Source organism: Nocardioides rubriscoriae, from assembly GCF_008087085.1.
Classification (GTDB): domain Bacteria; phylum Actinomycetota; class Actinomycetes; order Propionibacteriales; family Nocardioidaceae; genus Nocardioides; species Nocardioides rubriscoriae.
The window spans coordinates 709,482-727,133 of record NZ_VIYJ01000001.1 but is presented as its reverse complement, the minus strand read 5'-3'; the positions used below and the strand labels follow the sequence as shown (position 1 = coordinate 727,133).

Sequence of the window (17,652 nt, the reverse complement as noted above, 5' to 3'; positions counted from 1 at the left end):
ATCTGCGACAAGGTCGCCGCGATCCAGCAGATCCGCGACCTGCTGGAGTGTGTGTGGCCCGCCGCGCTCCAGAGTGCTGCGCAGCCGTTGAAGTCCCAGACCTGGCTGGCGGCGTTGACGGTGGTGATGTGCCGCGATGGCGGCGACCTGGCCCGGACTCGACGACTCGGCGCCAGGCGGTTCGAAACCGCAGTGCGACGCGAGATCACCAGGCGGGGCTGGGCAAAGCCCTGCCTGCGGATCGTGCGGGCCATGTTCGGCGCACTGACTGACGAGGCCGGTGTGATCGCGCACCGTGCCGGTGTGTTCGAGCGGATCGGGTGGCTCATCGAGGACTTCGACACCGCGGTGGCCAAGCTCGCAGTCGTCGAGACCCGGATGGTCGCCACGCTCGACGAGCTGCAGCTGACCGACCTGGTCTGTTCCATCGAGGGCCTGTCACCGGTCGGTGCCGCAGCGATCCTCGCCGAGACCGGCGACCTGTCCCGGTTCGCCAGCGCCCGCGCGGTCGTCAAACACGCCGGCCTGGCACCCAGGGAACGAATGTCGGGGACCTTCACCGGCCGCGCCCGCCTCAGCGGTGCCGGACGCCCAGGCCTGCGGGTCGCAGCCTGGCGTGCGGTGTGGGGTGCGCTGCACAACAACGGTGTCTATGCCGAGCGGTACCGACACCTGACCACCCGAGACGACAACCGCCTCAAGCCGACCCAGGCCCAGACCGTCATCGCCGCAGCGATCCTGCGCCAACTCCACGCCGTGGTCACCACCCGCACCGCCTGGGACCCCGACATCGCCCGCTACGGCCTCCTCGCCGCCACCCGCGCGACCGGCGCCACCACCGCGTCGACTGCCGCCTGACCACCACCTCGTCGCGTCAGGCGCGACGCCCACAAGCAGGGCCGGGAACCAGCCTTCAGCGGCATCGAGAATCAACAGCTCGTCGACCATCACAGGCCTCCCGGCCCGTCGTCACCACAACCCGATCACACGCTGTCGAGCCACCAAGCTCCATTACCGCTATGCAGGGAAACGACGACAACGCTTGACGCAGAACGCCTCACGCTGATGGTCGGGCGGACGCATCTAGGGTCACCGACGTGGACTTCACCTCTGACCTTGGCCTCGGTGGGTCACTCACCGTGTACGGCGCTAATAGCGACGGAGCAGTCACCAACGCGGACGTTGAACTGACGGATGCCGACGGGAAGCGATGGTCGGCCACCGTGTTGACGTTGGCCGAGATTGATCGCCTGATGGGTGTCTGGGAGTCCTCAGACGAGTGCCAGGGCGGGTCCTACCTGCGCGTCCCGGACCTGCTTATCGTGCGCGACCCCGAGCGAGACGCAGTCGTCCGGCTATTCGTGGAACTTCACCGGACGGGCGAGCACCGCCATGAGCTGAGCCCGCTGTCGGACGACTGACTCGAACCGCACGCTCATCGGCATGTGCGGGCGCAACCGGCCGTTCACCATGCGCGACCTCAGCCTTGCTGAGCCGTCCAGGCCGACTCAGCCCAGCACCACCGGCGCCAGGTCGAGCCAGGCGGCGAGCGACTCGACCTCCCGGCGTACGGCGTCGGCGCAGGCGCCCGACCACGGCTCGTCCTGGTGGGTGGCGTCGACGCGCAGCTCGCCGGCGTCGCGGTCGGCCACGGCGTCGAGCTTGCCGACCAGGCGGTCGCCCCACAGCACCGGCAGCGCCCAGTAGCCCCAGCGGCGCTGGTCGGCGGGCTTGTACATCTCGAGGTAGTACTCCGCCTCGAACAGCTCGCCGAGCCGCTTGCGGTCGGCCACCAGCCGGTCGAGGGGCGACAACAGCGCGGCGCGGCCCTCGAAGGGCGCCCCGTCGAGCACTGCACCGTCGAGCCACAGGGGATCCACGCGCCAGGTGCCCCTGACTCCCTCGACGACCGCCGGCTCGCCGGCCTCGCCGACGTCGTTGGGCTCGATCGGCATCTGCGCCGACCTCGCGCGGGCGATGCCCAGCGAGCGCAGCCGGCGGCGGTCGCGCTCAGCCCTGGCCTCCTCGACCGACGGGACCGGGTCGTCGGGGTAGATGCGCTCGGCGAGGTCCCACAGCACCTCGCGGCCGCCCTTGCCGCCGCGCCCGGCCCGCGCGACCTCGCCGCGCTCGACCAGCTGGGCGAGCAGCATCTTGACGTTCTTGTCGTTGTTCCAGCCGCTCGAGGGCCACGGCACCTCGCACGTGTCGGGGATCTGCGAGGCCGGCAGGGGACCGTCGCCGCGCAGCAGCGCGAGCACCTCGCGGCGGCAGTCGTCGTTGGCCGTGACCCAGTCACGCACGCTCTCCTGCCACGGCTTGACCGGCTCGGGTCCGGGCCAGTGCGCCATCTCGGCGCGGTAGAGGGCGAGGTCCTCGGCGGGGCGCGCGAGTTGGTGGTGGTCGATGAGGGCCTGGGTGTCGAGCAGGTCGCGCAGCTCGCCGGGGTCGTACGCCGGGCCCAGCCGGCTCCACAGCACCAGGTCGGCGCTCGGCGCGACGTGACGGGTCGGGTCGAGCTGCACGAAGGTCAGGTGCCGCACGACCTCGAGCACGTCGTCGGGACGGTCGGCGGTGAGCAGCTGCGCGCGCACCGCGACACGGCACGCGTCCTGGCGCGAGAGCCGGTGCGGGGCGTCCATGGCGCCATGATGCCGCGCGCCCGGGAGTGTCGGTGGGCCCCTCTAGGGTCGTGCCCACGATGACCCTCCACCTGCACCGCGCCTCGCGCACCGACGAGCTCGCCGACGCCCTCGGCGCGCTGCTGTCGGTGCCGCTGCCCGACCCCTTCGCCGAGGAGGTCGTGGTCGTGCCCGAGAAGGGCGTCGAGCGCTGGTTGGCGCAGCGCCTGTCGCACCGGCTGGGGGTCGGCGCGCGCGGCGGCGACGGTGTCTGCGCGGGGGTGAGGTTCCTGCGGCCCGGGTCGCTCGTCTCGCTGCTGCTCGACCGTGAGCGCGACGACCCGTGGTCGCCCGACCGGCTGGTCTGGCCCCTGCTCGAGACCATCGACGCCGCGCTCGGGGAGCCCTGGTGCGAGACGTTGGCCCGCCACCTCGGCCACGGGTTGAGCGGCGATGACGCCGACCTGCGACGCGACCGTCGCTACTCCGTCGCGCGGCGGCTGGCCGGCCTCCTCGCCTCCTACGCCGTGCAGCGGCCGACGCTGGTCACCGACTGGCGCGAGGGCCGCGACACCGACGGGGCCGGCTGCCCCCTGCCCGACGACCTGCGCTGGCAGGCCGAGCTCTGGCGCCGGGTGGTCGCCCGGGTCGGCGGCGAGGCGCCCGACCAGCGTCACGCCCGCGCCCTCGACGCCCTGCGGGCCGGGGGCCAGGGCCTCGACCTGCCCGACCGGCTCTCGCTCTTCGGCCACACCCGGCTGCCCGTCACCGAGGTCGCGCTGCTCGAGGCGCTCGCCACCAGCCGCGACGTCCACCTCTGGCTGCCGCAGCCCTCGCCGGTCCTGTGGGACGCGCTGACGGGCCTCGGCGGCGTGGTGGCCCGCGTCGACGACCCCTCGGCCGACCACGTCGGCCACCCGCTGCTGGCCTCGCTGGGCCGCGACACCCGCGAGCTGCGGCGCACCCTCGACCTGGCCGTCGCCGACGACGTGGTCCCCGGGGCACGCGACGGGGGGAGCGAGTCGGCCTCCAGCCCGACCACCCTGCTCGGCCTGCTCCAGCACGACCTGCGCGCCAACCACGCGCCGACCCCCGCCGAGCGCGCGGCCCGCCACCACGACCCCGCCGACCGCAGCCTCCAGGTCCACGCCTGCCACGGCCCGGCCCGCCAGGTCGACGTCCTGCGCGAGGTCCTGGTCGGCCTGCTCGCCGACGACCCCACCCTCGAGCCGCGCGACATCCTCGTGATGTGTCCCGACATCGAGACCTTCGCGCCGCTCATCTCGGCGGGCTTCGGCCTCGAGGACGTCGTCGCAGGCGACGCCGGCCACCCGGCGCACCGGTTGCGGGTCCGGCTGGCCGACCGCGCGCTGACGAGCACCAACCCGCTGCTGGCCGTCGCGGCCGACCTCGTCGGCCTGGCGGGCGGACGGGTGACCGCCTCCGACGTCCTCGACCTCGCGAGCACCGCGGCCGTGCGGCTGCGCTTCGGCTTCTCCGACGACGACCTCGACCGGATCACCCGCTGGGTCGGCCAGGCCGGCATCCGCTGGGGCATCGACGAGGTCCAGCGCGACCGGTTCTCGATGGGCCGCTTCCCCCACAACACCTGGCGCAGCGGCCTCGACCGCATCCTGCTCGGCGTCGTGATGAGCGGCGACGACCACCGCCACCTCGGCCGGGGCCTGCCCGTCGACGACGTCGGCAGCTCCGAGATCGACCTGGCCGGCCGGCTCGCCGAGCTGGTCGACCGGCTGGCCCGCTGCCTCGACGGGCTGGCCGCCGCCGTCGACGTGGCGGCGTGGATGGCGGTGCTGACCGAGGGGGTCCGCGGCCTGACCGACGTCTCCCTCGACGACGCGTGGCAGGTGCCCCAGCTCGAGCGCGAGCTGGCCCGCGCCGCCGGTGACGGCATCGCCGGGGTGCCGCTGCGGCTGGCCGACGTCCGGGCCCTGCTCGGCTCGCGGCTCGGTGGCCGGCCGACCCGGGCCAACTTCCGCACCGGCACCCTCACGGTCTGCACGATGACGCCGATGCGCTCGGTGCCCCACCGTGTGGTGTGCCTGGTCGGTCTCGACGACGGGGTGTTCCCGCGGCTCACGACCGTCGACGGCGACGACGTCCTGGCCCGTCGTCCGCTCACCGGTGAGCGCGACGTGCGCAGCGAGGACCGCCAGCTGCTGCTCGACGCGCTTCTGGCCGCGACCGAGCAGGTCGTCATCACCTACACCGGCGCCAACGAGCACTCCGGTGCCGGCCGCCCGCCGGCCGTGCCCCTCGGCGAGATCCTCGACGCCGCCGACCGCACCACCGCCACGCCGGTCCGCGACCACGTGCTCACCCACCACCCCCTGCAGCCCCACGACCGCCGCAACCTGCTGCCGGGCGCGCTCGTGCCCGGCGACGTGCGCCCGTTCAGCTTCGACCGTGCCGCGCTCGCCGGGGCCCGGGCCGCCGTCGCCGAGCGCGTGCCGCCCCCGCCCCTGCTCACCGGCCTGCTCGACCCCGCGCCCGGCGGTGACGTCTCGCTGGCCGACCTCAAGGCGTTCTTCACCCACCCGGTGCGCGCCTTCCTGCGCCAGCGGCTCGACGTGTCCGCGCCGCTCGAGCCCGACGAGATCAGCAACGAGATCCCGATCGAGCTCGACGCCCTCGACGCCTGGGGCATCGGCGACCGGCTGCTCACCGAGATGCTCGCCGGGCACGACGCCGAGGCCGTGATGCTCGCCGAGCAGCTGCGCGGCTCGCTGCCCCCGTTCCACCTCGGCGTCGCGTCGCTGACCACGGCCGCCTCCGAGTGTCAGCGGCTGCTCGACCGCACCGCCGACCTGCGCACCGGCGAGCCGCGCACCCTCGACGTCGACGTCGACCTCGGGGGCGGCCGCCGGCTGTCGGGCACCGTCACCGGCGTCTACGGCTCGCGGCTCTTCAGCGTCGGCTACTCCCGGCTCAAGCCCCGGCAGCGCCTGCACTCCTGGATCGACCTGCTCGCCCTCAGCGCCGGCCTGCCCGACGAGTCCTTCACCGCCCACGCGGTCGGCCGCGAGAAGGCCGGCCCCCGGCGCGCCCTGGCCGGGCCGCTCGACCACCGCGCCGCCGACTGGCTGCGCACCCTCGTCGAGCTGCGCGACCTCGGGCTGCGCGCCCCGCTGCCGCTGCCGATCGCGACGGCCTGTGCCTGGGCCGAAGGCCACCTGCGCGAGCAGCGCGGCGAGGACGTCTCGCCCGCCGACCTGGCCCGCCGCGCCTGGGAGACCGACCCCTACAACGTCTACGGCATCGAGGGCGAGGACGCCGACCCCTACCACCGCCGCGCCTACGGCGACGACGCCCCGCTCTCGGTCCTGGTCGACGCCGGCCTGCCCGACCACGCCTGGCGGGTCTGGGAGCCGTTGCTCACCGGCGCCGAGATGGTGGGTCCGCTGTGACGACCGATCGGGCGGCCGGCCCCACCACCGGCCCCACCGGGCTCACCCCCTTCGACGTCTGCGGGCCCCTGCCCGGCGTCGGCACCACCCTGCTCGAGGCCAGCGCCGGCACCGGCAAGACCTGGACCATCGGTGCCCTGGTCACCCGCTACGTCGCCGAGGGCGTCGCCACGCTCGACGAGATGCTCGTGGTGACCTTCGGCCGGGCGGCGAGCCAGGAGCTGCGCGAGCGGGTCCGCGCCCAGCTGGTCGAGGCCGAGCGGCTGCTCGCCGGCGACGGCGACGTACACCCCGACGGCTCCGACCTGCTGGCCCTGCTCCACGACGGCACCGACGCCGAGCGGGCCGCGCGCCACCGCCGCGTCGTCGAGGCGCTGGCCGGCTTCGACGCCGCGACCATCGCCACCACCCACCAGTTCTGCTCGCTGGTCCTCGGCTCGCTCGGGGTCGCCGGCGACACCGACGCCCGGGCCCGCCTGGTCGACAACCTCGACGACCTGGTCCGCGAGGTCGTCGACGACCTCTACCTGCGCGCCTTCGCGCTCACCGACACCGGGCCGGCGTTCAGCCACGCCGAGGCGATGGCCATCGCCCGTGCGGCGGTCGGTGACCCCCAGGCCCGGCTCGAGCCGGTCGCCGAGCCCCGCACCACCCGCGCCGGCCGCAAGGTCGCCTTCGCCCTCGCCGTCCGCACCGAGATCGAGGCCCGCAAGCGCCGGCTCGGCATCCTCTCCTACGACGACCTGCTCATCCAGCTCGCCGACGCGCTCGAGGCCGACGACTCCCCGGCCCGCGCCCGGATGCGTGAGCGGTGGTCGATCGTGCTGGTCGACGAGTTCCAGGACACCGACCCCGTCCAGTGGCAGGTCCTCGACCGGGCCTTCAGCGGCGTGGCCACGATGGTGCTCATCGGCGACCCCAAGCAGGCCATCTACGCCTTCCGGGGCGGCGACGTCACCACCTACCTCGCGGCGGCCGAGACGGCCACGACCCAGCAGACCCTCGGCACCAACTGGCGCAGCGACGCCGACCTGCTCTCCGCCTTCCAGGAGCTGCTCGTCGGCGCCCGGCTCGGCAGCGAGCGCATCGTCGTGCGCCCGGTGACCGCCCACCACCGCGAGCGCCGGCTCGTCGGGGCGCCCGTCGACGCGCCGTTGCGCATGCGCGTCGTGCGCCGCGAGACCTTCGGCAAGGGTCCGCGGGCCTCGCTGCCGGTGGCCGACGTGCGCCCGCACGTCGCACGCGACCTCGCCCTCGACGTCCGCCGCCTCCTCAACGCCCGACCGACCTTCGACGGCGCCCCGCTCGAGCCCGAGCACGTCGCGGTCATCTGCTACCGCCACGCCGACCTCGCCGCCGCCCAGCGCGCGCTGCACGAGGTGGGCGTCCCGGCCGTGATCGCCGGCGGGGGCAGCGTCTTCGCCACCCCCGCGGCGATCGAGTGGCTCACCCTGCTCGAGGCCCTCGAGCAGCCCCACCGCAGCCCCCGGGTGCGCGCCGCCGCGCTCACCTGCTTCCTCGGCCACACCGCGCGCGACCTCGCCGAGGGCGGCGACGCGCTCACCGACGAGGTCGCCGAGACCCTGCGGCACTGGGTCGAGGTCGTCGAGCGCCGCGGGGTCGCCGCCGTGCTCGAGGCCGCCTCGGCCGGCGGCCTGCCCGCCCGGGTCCTCGCCGAGACCGGCGGCGAGCGACGGCTGACCGACCTGCGCCACATCGGCGAGGCGCTGCACGAGGTCGCCCAGTCCGAGCGTCTGGGCCTGGTCTCGTTGCTCGCCTGGCTGCGCGGTCAGGTCGCCGAGGGTCGCGCCGGTCGCGGCACCGAGCGCACGCGGCGCCTCGACTCCGACGCCGCCGCCGTGCAGCTGGTGACGATCCACGCCAGCAAAGGCCTCCAATACCCCGTCGTCTACCTCCCGGCGCTCGCCGACCGCCACGTGCCCAAGCCGTCGCGGCCGCTGTTCCACGACGCCGAGGGTCGGCGCTGCCTCGACGTCGGCGGTGCCGGTGCCGACTGGGGCGACCACGTGCGGCGCTGGGCCGACGAGGAGGCCGGCGAGTGGCTGCGGCTCCTCTACGTCGCCCTGACCCGCGCCCAGTCGCAGGTCGTGTGCTGGTGGGCCCCCACCAAGAACGCCGTGGCCTCGCCGCTGCACCGGCTGCTGCTGCGTGCCTCCGACGAGACCGACGTGCCCGAGACCCCTCCGGTGCCCCCCGACGACGACGTCGTCGCGCTCTTCGCGCGGTGGCGCGACCGCGGCGGCCCGGTCCCCGAGCCGTCGTCGTGGGTCGACCCCGGGCCCGAGCCGGGCGAGGCCCCGGTCGCCGGGCTCGCCGTCCGCTCCTTCGGGCGCAGCGTCGACACCACCTGGCGCCGCACCTCCTACTCCGCGCTGAGCCACGTCGAGGTCGTCGCGCCGGCCGGTGTCGGCAGCGAGCCCGAGGTCACCGCCAAGGACGACGAGGAGGTCGAGGCCCTGCCCGAGGTCGGCGGGGCCGGCGCCCCCCTCGTCGAGAGCGTGGCCTCGCCGATGGCCGCCCTGCCCGTGGGGGCGACGTTCGGGTCGCTGGTGCACGCGGTCCTCGAGCACGCCGACCCCGACGCCACCGACCTGCGCGCCGAGCTGCTGGCCCACGTCGAGGAGCAGCTGCTGCGTTGGCCGGTCGACGTCGACCGCGAGGCGCTCGCCGACGCGCTGGTCGCCGTCTGCGACACCCCCCTGGGCCCCGAGGTCGGCGGCCGCACGCTGCGTCAGGTGCCGTTGCGCGACCGGCTGCGCGAGATGGACTTCGAGCTGCCGCTGGCCGGTGGCGACCTCGCCGCCGACGGGTCCGGCACCACCCTGGGCGACCTCGCCCCGCTGCTGCGCGCCCACCTCCCGGTCGGTGACCCCGTCCGCGGCTACGCCGAGGCGCTCGAGGTCCCCGCCCTGGGCGGTCAGAGCCTGCGCGGCTACCTCACCGGGTCGGTCGACGTCGTCCTGCGCGTCGGCACGCCCGCCGACCCGTCGTTCCTGATCGTCGACTACAAGACCAACTGGCTGGGCCCGCGCGACGAGCCGCTGACGGCTCACGCCTACCGGCCCGACGCGCTGGCCGACGCGATGGCCCACTCCGACTACCCCCTGCAGGCGCTGCTCTACGCCGTGGTCCTGCACCGTTTCCTGCGCTGGCGCCAACCGGGCTACGACCCCGGGCGCCACCTCGGCGGGGTCCTCTACCTCTACCTGCGCGGGCTGTGCGGGCCCGACACCCCGCTGGTCGACGACCGCCCGTGTGGCGTCTTCGTGTGGCGCCCCCCGGTGGCGCTGCTCGAGGCTGTCTCCGACCTGCTCGACGGTGTCTCGACAGGCTCGACAACCGGGGGAGCACCGTGACGACCACCCAGCCCGAGCCGTGGACTGCCCACGACCGCCGCCTGGCCGCCGGCGCCTCCGGCCTGCTCGCGGTGTTCAACGCCGCCGGGGTGCTCGAGGCCGGCGACGTCCACGTGGCCACCCGGGTCGGTGACCTGGGCGGCGAGCGCGACGAGGTGGTCCTGCTCGCGGTGGCCCTGGCGGTGCGCGGCGTCCGGCACGGCTCGGTGTGCGTCGACCTGACGACCCTCGCCGCCCTGGCCGCCGACCTGCCCTGGCCCGACCCGGCGGCCTGGACCGCAGCCGTCGCCGGCTCGACCCTGGTGTCGGCCGGCGTGCTGCGGCTCGAGGGCAGCCTCGTCTACCTCGACCGCTACCACCGTCTCGAGCTGCAGGTCTGCGACGACCTGCTCTCGCGGCTGGCCACCGCCGCACCGGAGGTCGACGAGGCCGCGCTCGAGGCGGCCCTGGCCCGGGTCCGCGGCGACCACTTCAGCCCCGAGCAGGAGCGCGCCGCGGTCCAGGCCGTCCGGCAGACGACCACGGTCCTCACCGGCGGCCCCGGCACTGGCAAGACCACCACCGTCGCCCGGATGCTCGTCCTGCTCGCCGACCAGGCCCGGGTGCGCGGCGAGCGTCTGTCGATCGCGCTCGCCGCGCCCACCGGCAAGGCCGCGACCCGGCTGCAGGAGGCCGTGCTCGACGAGCTCTCCCGGCTCGACCCCGTCGACCGCGACCTGGTCGGCCGGCCTGAGGCGCTCACCCTGCACCGGCTGCTCGGCTGGCGACCCGACAACACCACCCGCTTCCGCCACGACCGCCGCAACCGCCTGAAGTACGACCTCGTCGTCGTCGACGAGTGCTCGATGGTCGAGCTCACCATGATGGGCCGCCTGCTCGAGGCGGTGCGGCCGCAGTCGCGGCTGGTCCTCGTGGGCGACCGCTTCCAGCTGACCCCGGTCGGCGCGGGGGCGGTGCTGTCCGACGTCGTCACCGGCTACGAGGGCGCGCCGGGCTCGCCGGTCGCCTCCCTGACCGAGAACCACCGCTCCACCGAGGACATCAAGGCGCTCGCGGCGGCCCTGCGCGACGGCGACCCCGACGAGGTGCTCGCGGTGCTGCGCCGGGGCGGCCCCGAGGTCGAGTTCGTCGAGACCGACGACCCCGGTCCGGCGCTGCACGACGACGCCCTGACTTCCGCCCTCGCCGTCCGGCACGCGGCCGAGGCCGGCGACCCCGTCGCGGCGCTCGCCGCCCTCGACCGCCACCGGTTGCTCTGCGCCCACCGCGAGGGCCCCTACGGCGTGCGCCACTGGAACCGTCAGGTCGAGCGCTGGCTCGCCGAGGCGACCGGCACCCCGATCTACGGTGAGTGGTACGTCGGCCGGCCGATCCTGGTGACCAGCAACGACTACGCCCTCGAGGTCTACAACGGCGAGACCGGCGCCGCGGTCCTCGGGGCCGACGGGCGGCTGCGGGCCTGGGTGTCCGGCTCCGAGCGGCTGCGCGACTACGCGCCGGGCCGGCTCGACGCGGTCGAGACGATGCACGCGATGACCATCCACAAGAGCCAGGGCAGTCAGGCCGAGCGGGTCACCGTCCTGCTGCCCGACGAGACCTCCCGGCTGCTGACCCGCGAGCTCTTCTACACCGCCGTCACCCGGGCCCAGCAGCACGTGCGCGTCGTCGGGTCCGAGGCCGCCGTACGGGCCGTGGTGACCCAGCAGGCCCAGCGCGCCTCGGGGCTGTCGGGCCGGTTGGCCGCCGCCCGCCACGCGGACGACGGCAACGGCGGCGAAACGTGGGGCGGTTAGGGTCGGCGGATGCCTTTCCTGCTGCGCGTCGAGCTGCCCGACGTCCCCGGGTCCCTGGGACGCCTGGCCTCGGCGATCGGTGTGGCGGGCGGTGACATCGAGGCGATCGAGATCGTCGAGAAGCGCCACGACGGCACCGCGCTCGACGACGTCCTGCTCGACACCGAGCCCGGCATCATGCCCGACTCGATCGTCTCGGCCTGCAACGCGATCCCCGGCGTGCGCGTGGTGTGGATCAGCCGCTACGCCTCCGGCGGGCTGGTGCTCGACCTCGAGGCCGTCGAGGAGCTGACCTCCGAGCCGTCCGAGGCGCTCGACCGGCTCGTCGAGCTGCTGCCCCGCACCTTCCGCGTCGACTGGGCCGCGCGGGTCCACCGGGTCAAGGGGGTCCTGCACGCCACCGGCGCGGCGCCCGCCGACCTGGAGTTCGTCGAGATCGAGCGCGCCGTGCGCCTCGAGGTCGACGACGGTACCGACGGCGAGACCCTCTACGCCGGCGCGCGCATCGACGGCAACGAGGTCGTCGTCGTCGCCCGCCGCGGGGGCCCCGAGTTCCTCGACTCCGAGGTCGCCCGCCTGGGCCACCTCACGAGCCTGGCGTTCTCGATCTCCCGCGACTGACCCGCGACTAGCGGCAGCCCACGCCCGTCACGTCGCCGTCGACGACGCGGCGGCCCGCGTCGTCTCGTACGGCGTACGCCGAGCAGTAGCTGTAGGACAGCAGCGGGTCGCGACGCAGGGTCACCGGAGCCCAGCGGCCGTCACCGACCGGCTCGAGGTAGCGGAACGACCGGGCCGTCAGCCGGTCGGCGCCCCCCTCGTGCTTGACGTAGCGGTCGAGCCAGCGCTGCACGTAGACGCTGGCCAGCGCCTGCCCGTGGCGGCTGGCCGGGAGCGCGAGGGGGATGTCGGTGTACTCCAGGTGCGTCGAGGCACGGGGTACCACGAGCATCGAGTCGACCCCCGAGCGGCGCCAGGCGTCGAAGCCGGTCGCACGCTCGCGTCGCGGGTCAGGGCCGGCCGGCGACGGCTGCGGCATTAGCGACGAGCCGCCGGAGAGGTACCAGGGCGAGACCGTGAAGCCGTACTCCGACTGCACCGCCAGCGCCGGTACGACGGGCCGCGTGCCGGCCGAGGCCAGCTTGTCGAGCGCGACGACGGCCGCGACCCGGCGGTCGACGGCCTGCACCTGCGAGACCGCGGTCGCGCCGAGGGAGTGCCCGACGATGGCGATCCGGGTGGTGCGCCCGGGCGTCGCGGGGTGCGGGTCGGGGGAGCGGTCCCACAACCGCCAGGTCGGGTTGAACGCACTGACCTTCGTGCCGGCGGCACCGGGGTTGCGGTAGGGCCGCTCGGGCGTGGAGGTGAAGAACGACAGGGCGTCGCGGGTGCCGACGACGAAGTTGGACAGCTGCTGCGCGGGCACGCCCGGGCAGCCGGTCATCTCGCCGTCGGCGGGGGTGCCGAACGGGTTGCAGAACGGGAAGGCGTCACCGGTCGTGTGGGGCAGCGTCTCGCTGGTGCCCTGCCCCTGCACGTCGTAGGTCAGCACGACGTAGCCGCGCTCGGCGAGGTCCTGGGCGAGCCACTCGTACATCCCCTCCGAGCCCTGCACCGAGCCGGTGGTCACCACGACCCCCGGGAACGGGCCGCGCAGCACCCTGCCGGTGTAGGGGTCACGGGCGCCGGGAGCCGGGCGGTAGACGTGGCCGCGCAGCAGGGCGCCGTAGCGGTTGGTGAAGGCGACCGGCGTGACCCGTCCGCGGGTCCGCTCCCACCCCGCGCGCAGCGGGTTGCCGACGTTCCAGCCCGGGAAGACGTTGCCGGCCGTCAGCGCCGGGCGGGTCGGGTCGGCCACCTGCGTGAGCAGCTGGGCCGCCGACGTGGCGCCGATCTGCGACACCAGCGCCGGGAGGTAGGCCGGGTTGCGCAGCTGCCCGCCGGGACCGGTGATCCGGCCGTAGGCGTCGGCGATGTTCTGCGTGTCGCGCACGGTGTACGCCGGGTCGCTGGGCGACAGGTCGGCGACCGCGGGTGCGGGCGCGAGGGCCCAGGCGGACGCGAGGGCGGTCAGGACGGCAACAGCGGTTCGGCGCACACCCCGGTCAACGACGCGGCGTCGCCGAGGTGACGCCGTTCACACAGGCCTGGTCACACGCGCTCGAGCAGGAACACCGGGATCTCGCGGTCGGTCTTCTCCTGGTACTCGGCGTAGGGGGCGTACTGCGCCACGCAGCGCTCCCACCACTCCGCGCGCTCGGCGCCCTCGGCGACCCGGGCCCGGTAGGTGTGCGGGGTGTCGCCGTCCTGCAGGTCGACCTCGGGGTGGGCCAGGAAGTTGTGGTACCAGACGGGGTGCTCGGGGTCGCCGCCCTTGCTGGCCACCGCGGCGTAGACGCCGTCCTTCTCGACCCGCATCACGGGGTTCTTGCGCAGCTTGCCGGACTTGGCGCCGCGCGAGGTGATGACCACGATCGGCCACTCGGGGTGGCCCTGCAGCGTGTTGGCCTCGCGGCCGCCGGTGGCCTCGTAGGTCTCCACCTGGTTGCGGACCCACTCGCTGGGGCTGGGCTCGTAGTCGCCTTCGAGAGTCATGCCATCCACAACACCAGGTCGCCGGCCCGGATTCCACCCCCACTAGCCTCACCACCATGAGCGCGATCGAGGGTGTGTCCGAGACGTTCGACGAGACCGCGTGGGACGCGGTGCCCGGCTTCGACGACCTGACCGACCTGACCTACCACCGCGCCAAGGCGCACGGCACCGTCCGGATCGCCTTCGACCGGCCCGACGTGCTCAACGCCTTCCGGCCCCACACCGTCGACGAGCTGCTGCGGGTCCTCGAGCACGCACGCACGTCGGCCGACGTCGGCTGCGTGATCCTCACCGGCAACGGTCCGAGCGCCAAGAACGGCAAGTGGGCCTTCTGCACCGGCGGCGACCAGCGCATCCGCGGCCGTGCCGGCTACCAGTACGAGACCCCGGGTCACGACGACGCGGGGGCTCCGCCGAACCCGATCGACGCCGCCCGCCTCGGCCGGCTGCACATCCTCGAGTGCCAGCGGCTGATCCGCTTCATGCCCAAGATCGTGCTCTGCGTCGTGCCCGGCTGGACCGCCGGCGGCGGCCACTCCTTGCACGTCGTGTGCGACCTGACCATCGCCAGTCGCGAGGAGGCGCGCTTCAAGCAGACCGACGCCGACGTCGGGTCCTTCGACGGCGGGTTCGGGTCGGCCTACCTGGCCCGCCAGGTGGGCCAGAAGTTCGCCCGCGAGATCTTCTTCCTGGGCCAGGAGTACTCCGCCGAGGACGGCGTCCGGATGGGGACGGTCAACCGCGCCGTCCCGCACGCCGAGCTCGAGGCCACCGCGCTGGAGTGGGGCCGGCTGGTCAACGGCAAGTCGCCGACGGCCCAGCGGATGCTGAAGTACTCCTTCAACGCCATCGACGACGGCCTGGTCGGCCAGCAGCTCTTCGCCGGCGAGACCACCCGCCTGGCCTACATGACCGACGAGGCCGCCGAGGGACGCGACCAGTTCCTCGAGAAGCGCGAGCCCGACTGGTCGCCGTACCCCTGGTACTACTGAGCGGACCGGCGGTCGCTCGGCACCACCGGCGGTTCATCCGCCGCGGATGAGGCCGTCGCCCCCGCACGGGAGTGAGGTGGGGAGCGCACGACGTCGCCGGCGCTCGCACCGAGGTCGACGGACCGACGTGCCCGACCGACCGGGAGGTCTGCACGATGGCATTCGACACGTTCATGGTGATCGCGGGCGTCTACCCCGACCTCGAGTCCGCCGAGGCGGACTACGACCTGGTCGAGGAGCTGCACCGCGGCACCCGACGCGGTCCCGCCTCGGGCGGCCGCGGCTCGTCCTGGCGGTAGAGCCGTACCGCGACCAGGGCGATGTCGTCCTCGGACCGCTCCGGGGCCAGTCGGCGCAGCAGCTCGTCGCAGAGCTCCTCGAGGTCGCGGCCGTCGGCGACGAGCTCACCCAGCACCTGCGTGAGCTGCTCGATGCCCTCGTCGATGCCTCGACCGCGTCGTTCGACCAGCCCGTCGGTGTAGAGCAGGACCGTGGCGCCGCGCCGCAGGGTGACCACGACGTCCTCGCGCACGGTCCCCGGCAGGACGCCGAGCAGCATGTCGGGCTTCGCCCCCCACAGGACGTCGACCCGCCCGTCGGCGTCGACCACGAGGGGTGGCGGGTGTCCGGCGTTGGACCACCGCAGGCGGGTCAGGCCGAGCTCGAGCTCCTCGGGGGTCTGCTCGAAGCGGCCGACGGCAGCGGTGGCGATCGTGTCGATCATCAGCAGGGAGATCGCCTCGTCGACGCGGCGCAGGACCTGCGCCGGCGACTCGTCGGAGGTGACCGCGACCCCACGCAGCACGCTGCGCAGCTGGCCCATCGCGGCCGCTGCCGCGGTGTCGTGGCCGACGACGTCGCCGATGACGACCATGGTCGCGCCGCCGCGCTGCACGAAGGCGTCGTACCAGTCGCCGCCGACCTGGGCCACCTCGGCGGCGGGCTGGTAGCGGACCGCGACGTGCAGGTGGTCGGGCTCCGGGGGCGCGGTGAGCATGCTCTGCTGCAGGGCCGAGGCGAGGTCGCGCTGCTCGCGGTGGAGCCGCATGTTGTCGAGCGCGAGGCCCGCGCGACCCGCGACCTCCTCCAAGGTGGCGACCTCGACGGGGGTGAACGACTCGCGGTCGCGGTCGCGGAAGACGCTGAGCAGGCCCACCAGGCGGTCGTGCCCGGTCAGCGGCACCACGACCGCCGACCACGGGTCCAGCCGCTCGGCCAGGTCGCGGGCCCGCCCGGGGGTCAGCGCGTCGGTGAGGGCCTCGGCCGCACCGCCGGCCACCACCACCGGCCGCATCTGCCGCAGGGCGCGGGCGACGAACGAGGTGTCGCTCAGCGCCGGCAGCCGAGCCGCGGCGTAGTCGTCGAGGAGCGGGCGCAGGTCGGGGTCGTCGTGCCACCACCCGGCGTCGCGCAACCCCTGGCGCCAGTCGCGTACGGCGCCCTGCTCGCCCTCGGCGAGCGTGACGATGCACCAGTCGGCGAGCCCCGGCACCACCAGACCGGCCAGCCGTGACACGGCGTCGCGCGGCTCGAGCGAGTCCGAGAGGGCCTGCGTGACCGAGCCGAGCAGGGCGGAGCGCTGCGCGGCCCGCTCGAGCACGACACGGGCCTCGTGCTGGGCGTTGACCTCGAGGAAGTAGACCGACAGCCCGTCGGGGCCCGGCCAGCCGCGCACCTCGAACCAGCTGTCCAGAGGCGGCGGGTAGTAGGCCTCGAACAGCACCGGCTTGCCCGACTCGACCGCGGAGCGGTAGCCGGTCTCGAACTCGGTGCCGACCGCTGCCGGGAACAGCTCCCACAGCACCTCCCCGACGACGTCGACCCCGATCCCGCCGAGCAGCCGCACGGCCTCGGCGTTGGCGTAGGTGAACCGCCACTGGGTGTCGAGGTGGAAGAACCCGGTCGGCATCGAGTCCAGGACCCGCGCGACCTTGGCCTCCTGGTCCTGCGCGGCCGTGGTGTCGGAGGCCGCGCCGAGCACCTTCACGGCGACCCCGTCCTCGCCGGCCAGGGCGCGCCCGCGCGCACCGATCCACCGCACCTGACCGTCGGGTAGCCCGATGCGGTACTCCACCTCGAAGTCGCCGCACGTCGCGACCGCGCGGTCCAAGGCCTGCGCGACGCGGTCGCGGTCGTCGGGGTGGACGACCTCGTTGAACGCCTCGATCGTGCCCCCGAACTCCTGTCGGGCCAGGCCGAAGAGCTGCAGCAGCCGCTCGTCCCAGCGCAGCTCGCCGGTCAGCAGGTTCCAGTCGAAGGCGCCGACGCCGCCGGCGTCAACGGCGAGCTGCCACACCAGCCGCTCCTCCTCGCGCTCCGACTCGAGCGCGGCGAGCTCCAGCTCGGCCACCACCGGGGTCGCGAGCGCCCGGACCAGGGCGACCTCCTGCTCGCTCCAGGTCCGCGGGGCCTGGTCGAAGAGGCACAGGGCCCCGACCACGACGCCACCGGCCACCAGCGGCACCCCCAGGTAGGAGCCGACCGCCCCGGACGTGACCGGTGGGAGGCCGGCGACCCGTTGGTCGCGGGTGGCGTCGTCGATCACCACGGCGCCGCGCTCCCGCACGGTGACGGTGCACAGCGACTCGGCGGCGGGGCTCTCGGCCCCCACCGCAGCCTGAGCGGCACCGGTGGCGGCAACCACGGTCTGCACGTCCGAGATCAACGACACCTGGGCCGAGGCGCTGCCGGTGAGGCGGACGGCCAGGTCGACCAGACGACTCACCGACGGCAGCCCGGGGTGCAGGGCGAGGCGCCGTGCGAGGCGCGCCCGGTCCTGCTCCAGCCGCCCGTCGTCGGCGAACGGACCGGTCGTGGCGCCGGACCTGTCGAGGGTCACCCGCCCC

At 74.5% G+C, this 17,652-nt stretch carries 11 protein-coding genes; 7 read left to right on the top strand and 4 right to left on the bottom strand.

Translation table 11 applies throughout. The features are described 5' to 3' along the window. On the top strand, positions 1 to 858 hold an 858-nt coding region (locus tag FZC61_RS03455; protein ID WP_148612452.1), incomplete at its 5' end, for a transposase. A 239-nt stretch (positions 859 to 1,097) separates the two neighbouring features. Then, a complete protein-coding gene (locus FZC61_RS03450; protein WP_148612450.1) occupies positions 1,098 to 1,421 on the top strand; it encodes a hypothetical protein in 324 nt (107 codons plus the stop codon). A gap of 87 nt (positions 1,422 to 1,508) precedes the next feature. Here FZC61_RS03450 and FZC61_RS03445 read toward each other — a convergent pair whose 3' ends face one another. Beyond that, positions 1,509 to 2,642, bottom strand: a complete 1,134-nt coding sequence (locus tag FZC61_RS03445; protein WP_148612448.1) for a DNA glycosylase AlkZ-like family protein — start codon at positions 2,640 to 2,642, stop codon at positions 1,509 to 1,511. A 59-nt stretch (positions 2,643 to 2,701) separates the two neighbouring features. Here FZC61_RS03445 and recC point away from each other — a divergent pair, with 59 nt between their 5' ends. Genes recC through FZC61_RS03425 form a run of 4 tightly spaced genes read left to right on the top strand, consistent with a single transcriptional unit; the run spans position 2,702 to position 11,840 of the window. Further along, complete coding sequence (gene recC / locus FZC61_RS03440; protein WP_148612445.1) at positions 2,702 to 6,049, top strand: exodeoxyribonuclease V subunit gamma; 3,348 nt, start codon at positions 2,702 to 2,704, stop codon at positions 6,047 to 6,049. Beyond that, positions 6,046 to 9,426 (top strand): UvrD-helicase domain-containing protein, encoded by a 3,381-nt coding sequence (locus tag FZC61_RS03435; protein WP_170285952.1) that lies wholly within the window; start codon positions 6,046 to 6,048, stop codon positions 9,424 to 9,426. The genes recC and FZC61_RS03435 overlap by 4 nt, the downstream gene beginning before the upstream one ends. Next, positions 9,423 to 11,219, top strand: coding sequence for an exodeoxyribonuclease V subunit alpha (gene recD, locus FZC61_RS03430; RefSeq protein WP_170285951.1), 1,797 nt, complete (start codon positions 9,423 to 9,425; stop codon positions 11,217 to 11,219). The genes FZC61_RS03435 and recD overlap by 4 nt, the downstream gene beginning before the upstream one ends. Before the next feature lie 9 nt (positions 11,220 to 11,228). Beyond that, the gene (locus FZC61_RS03425) at positions 11,229 to 11,840 is read left to right on the top strand and encodes an ACT domain-containing protein (RefSeq protein WP_148612439.1); all 612 of its coding nucleotides are present in this window, start codon (positions 11,229 to 11,231) and stop codon (positions 11,838 to 11,840) included. A 7-nt stretch (positions 11,841 to 11,847) separates the two neighbouring features. Here FZC61_RS03425 and FZC61_RS03420 read toward each other — a convergent pair whose 3' ends face one another. Continuing rightward, on the bottom strand, positions 11,848 to 13,317 hold the full coding sequence (locus tag FZC61_RS03420) for an alpha/beta hydrolase family protein (RefSeq protein ID WP_246142490.1): 1,470 nt from the start codon (positions 13,315 to 13,317) through the stop codon (positions 11,848 to 11,850). A gap of 53 nt (positions 13,318 to 13,370) precedes the next feature. Further along, the gene (locus FZC61_RS03415) at positions 13,371 to 13,814 is read right to left on the bottom strand and encodes a nitroreductase family deazaflavin-dependent oxidoreductase (protein WP_148612437.1); all 444 of its coding nucleotides are present in this window, start codon (positions 13,812 to 13,814) and stop codon (positions 13,371 to 13,373) included. A 56-nt stretch (positions 13,815 to 13,870) separates the two neighbouring features. On the opposite strand from FZC61_RS03415, the gene FZC61_RS03410 reads away from it, so the two are divergent. Then, complete coding sequence (locus FZC61_RS03410; protein ID WP_148612435.1) at positions 13,871 to 14,806, top strand: 1,4-dihydroxy-2-naphthoyl-CoA synthase; 936 nt, start codon at positions 13,871 to 13,873, stop codon at positions 14,804 to 14,806. Positions 14,807 to 15,026: 220 nt separating this feature from the next. On the opposite strand, the gene FZC61_RS03405 is transcribed toward FZC61_RS03410, so the two are convergent. Then, on the bottom strand, positions 15,027 to 17,645 hold the full coding sequence (locus tag FZC61_RS03405) for a SpoIIE family protein phosphatase (RefSeq protein WP_211357058.1): 2,619 nt from the start codon (positions 17,643 to 17,645) through the stop codon (positions 15,027 to 15,029). Positions 17,646 to 17,652 lie beyond the last annotated feature (7 nt).

Bases quoted from the DNA above. Each gene is read 5' to 3' on its own strand.
- FZC61_RS03415 (WP_148612437.1), bottom strand. From the start codon at position 13,814: ATGACTCTCGAAGGCGACTACGAGCCCAGCCCCAGCGAGTGGGTCCGC.
- recC (WP_148612445.1), top strand. From the start codon at position 2,702: ATGACCCTCCACCTGCACCGCGCCTCGCGCACCGACGAGCTCGCCGAC.
- FZC61_RS03425 (WP_148612439.1), top strand. From the start codon at position 11,229: ATGCCTTTCCTGCTGCGCGTCGAGCTGCCCGACGTCCCCGGGTCCCTG.
- FZC61_RS03445 (WP_148612448.1), bottom strand. From the start codon at position 2,642: ATGGACGCCCCGCACCGGCTCTCGCGCCAGGACGCGTGCCGTGTCGCG.
- FZC61_RS03410 (WP_148612435.1), top strand. From the start codon at position 13,871: ATGAGCGCGATCGAGGGTGTGTCCGAGACGTTCGACGAGACCGCGTGG.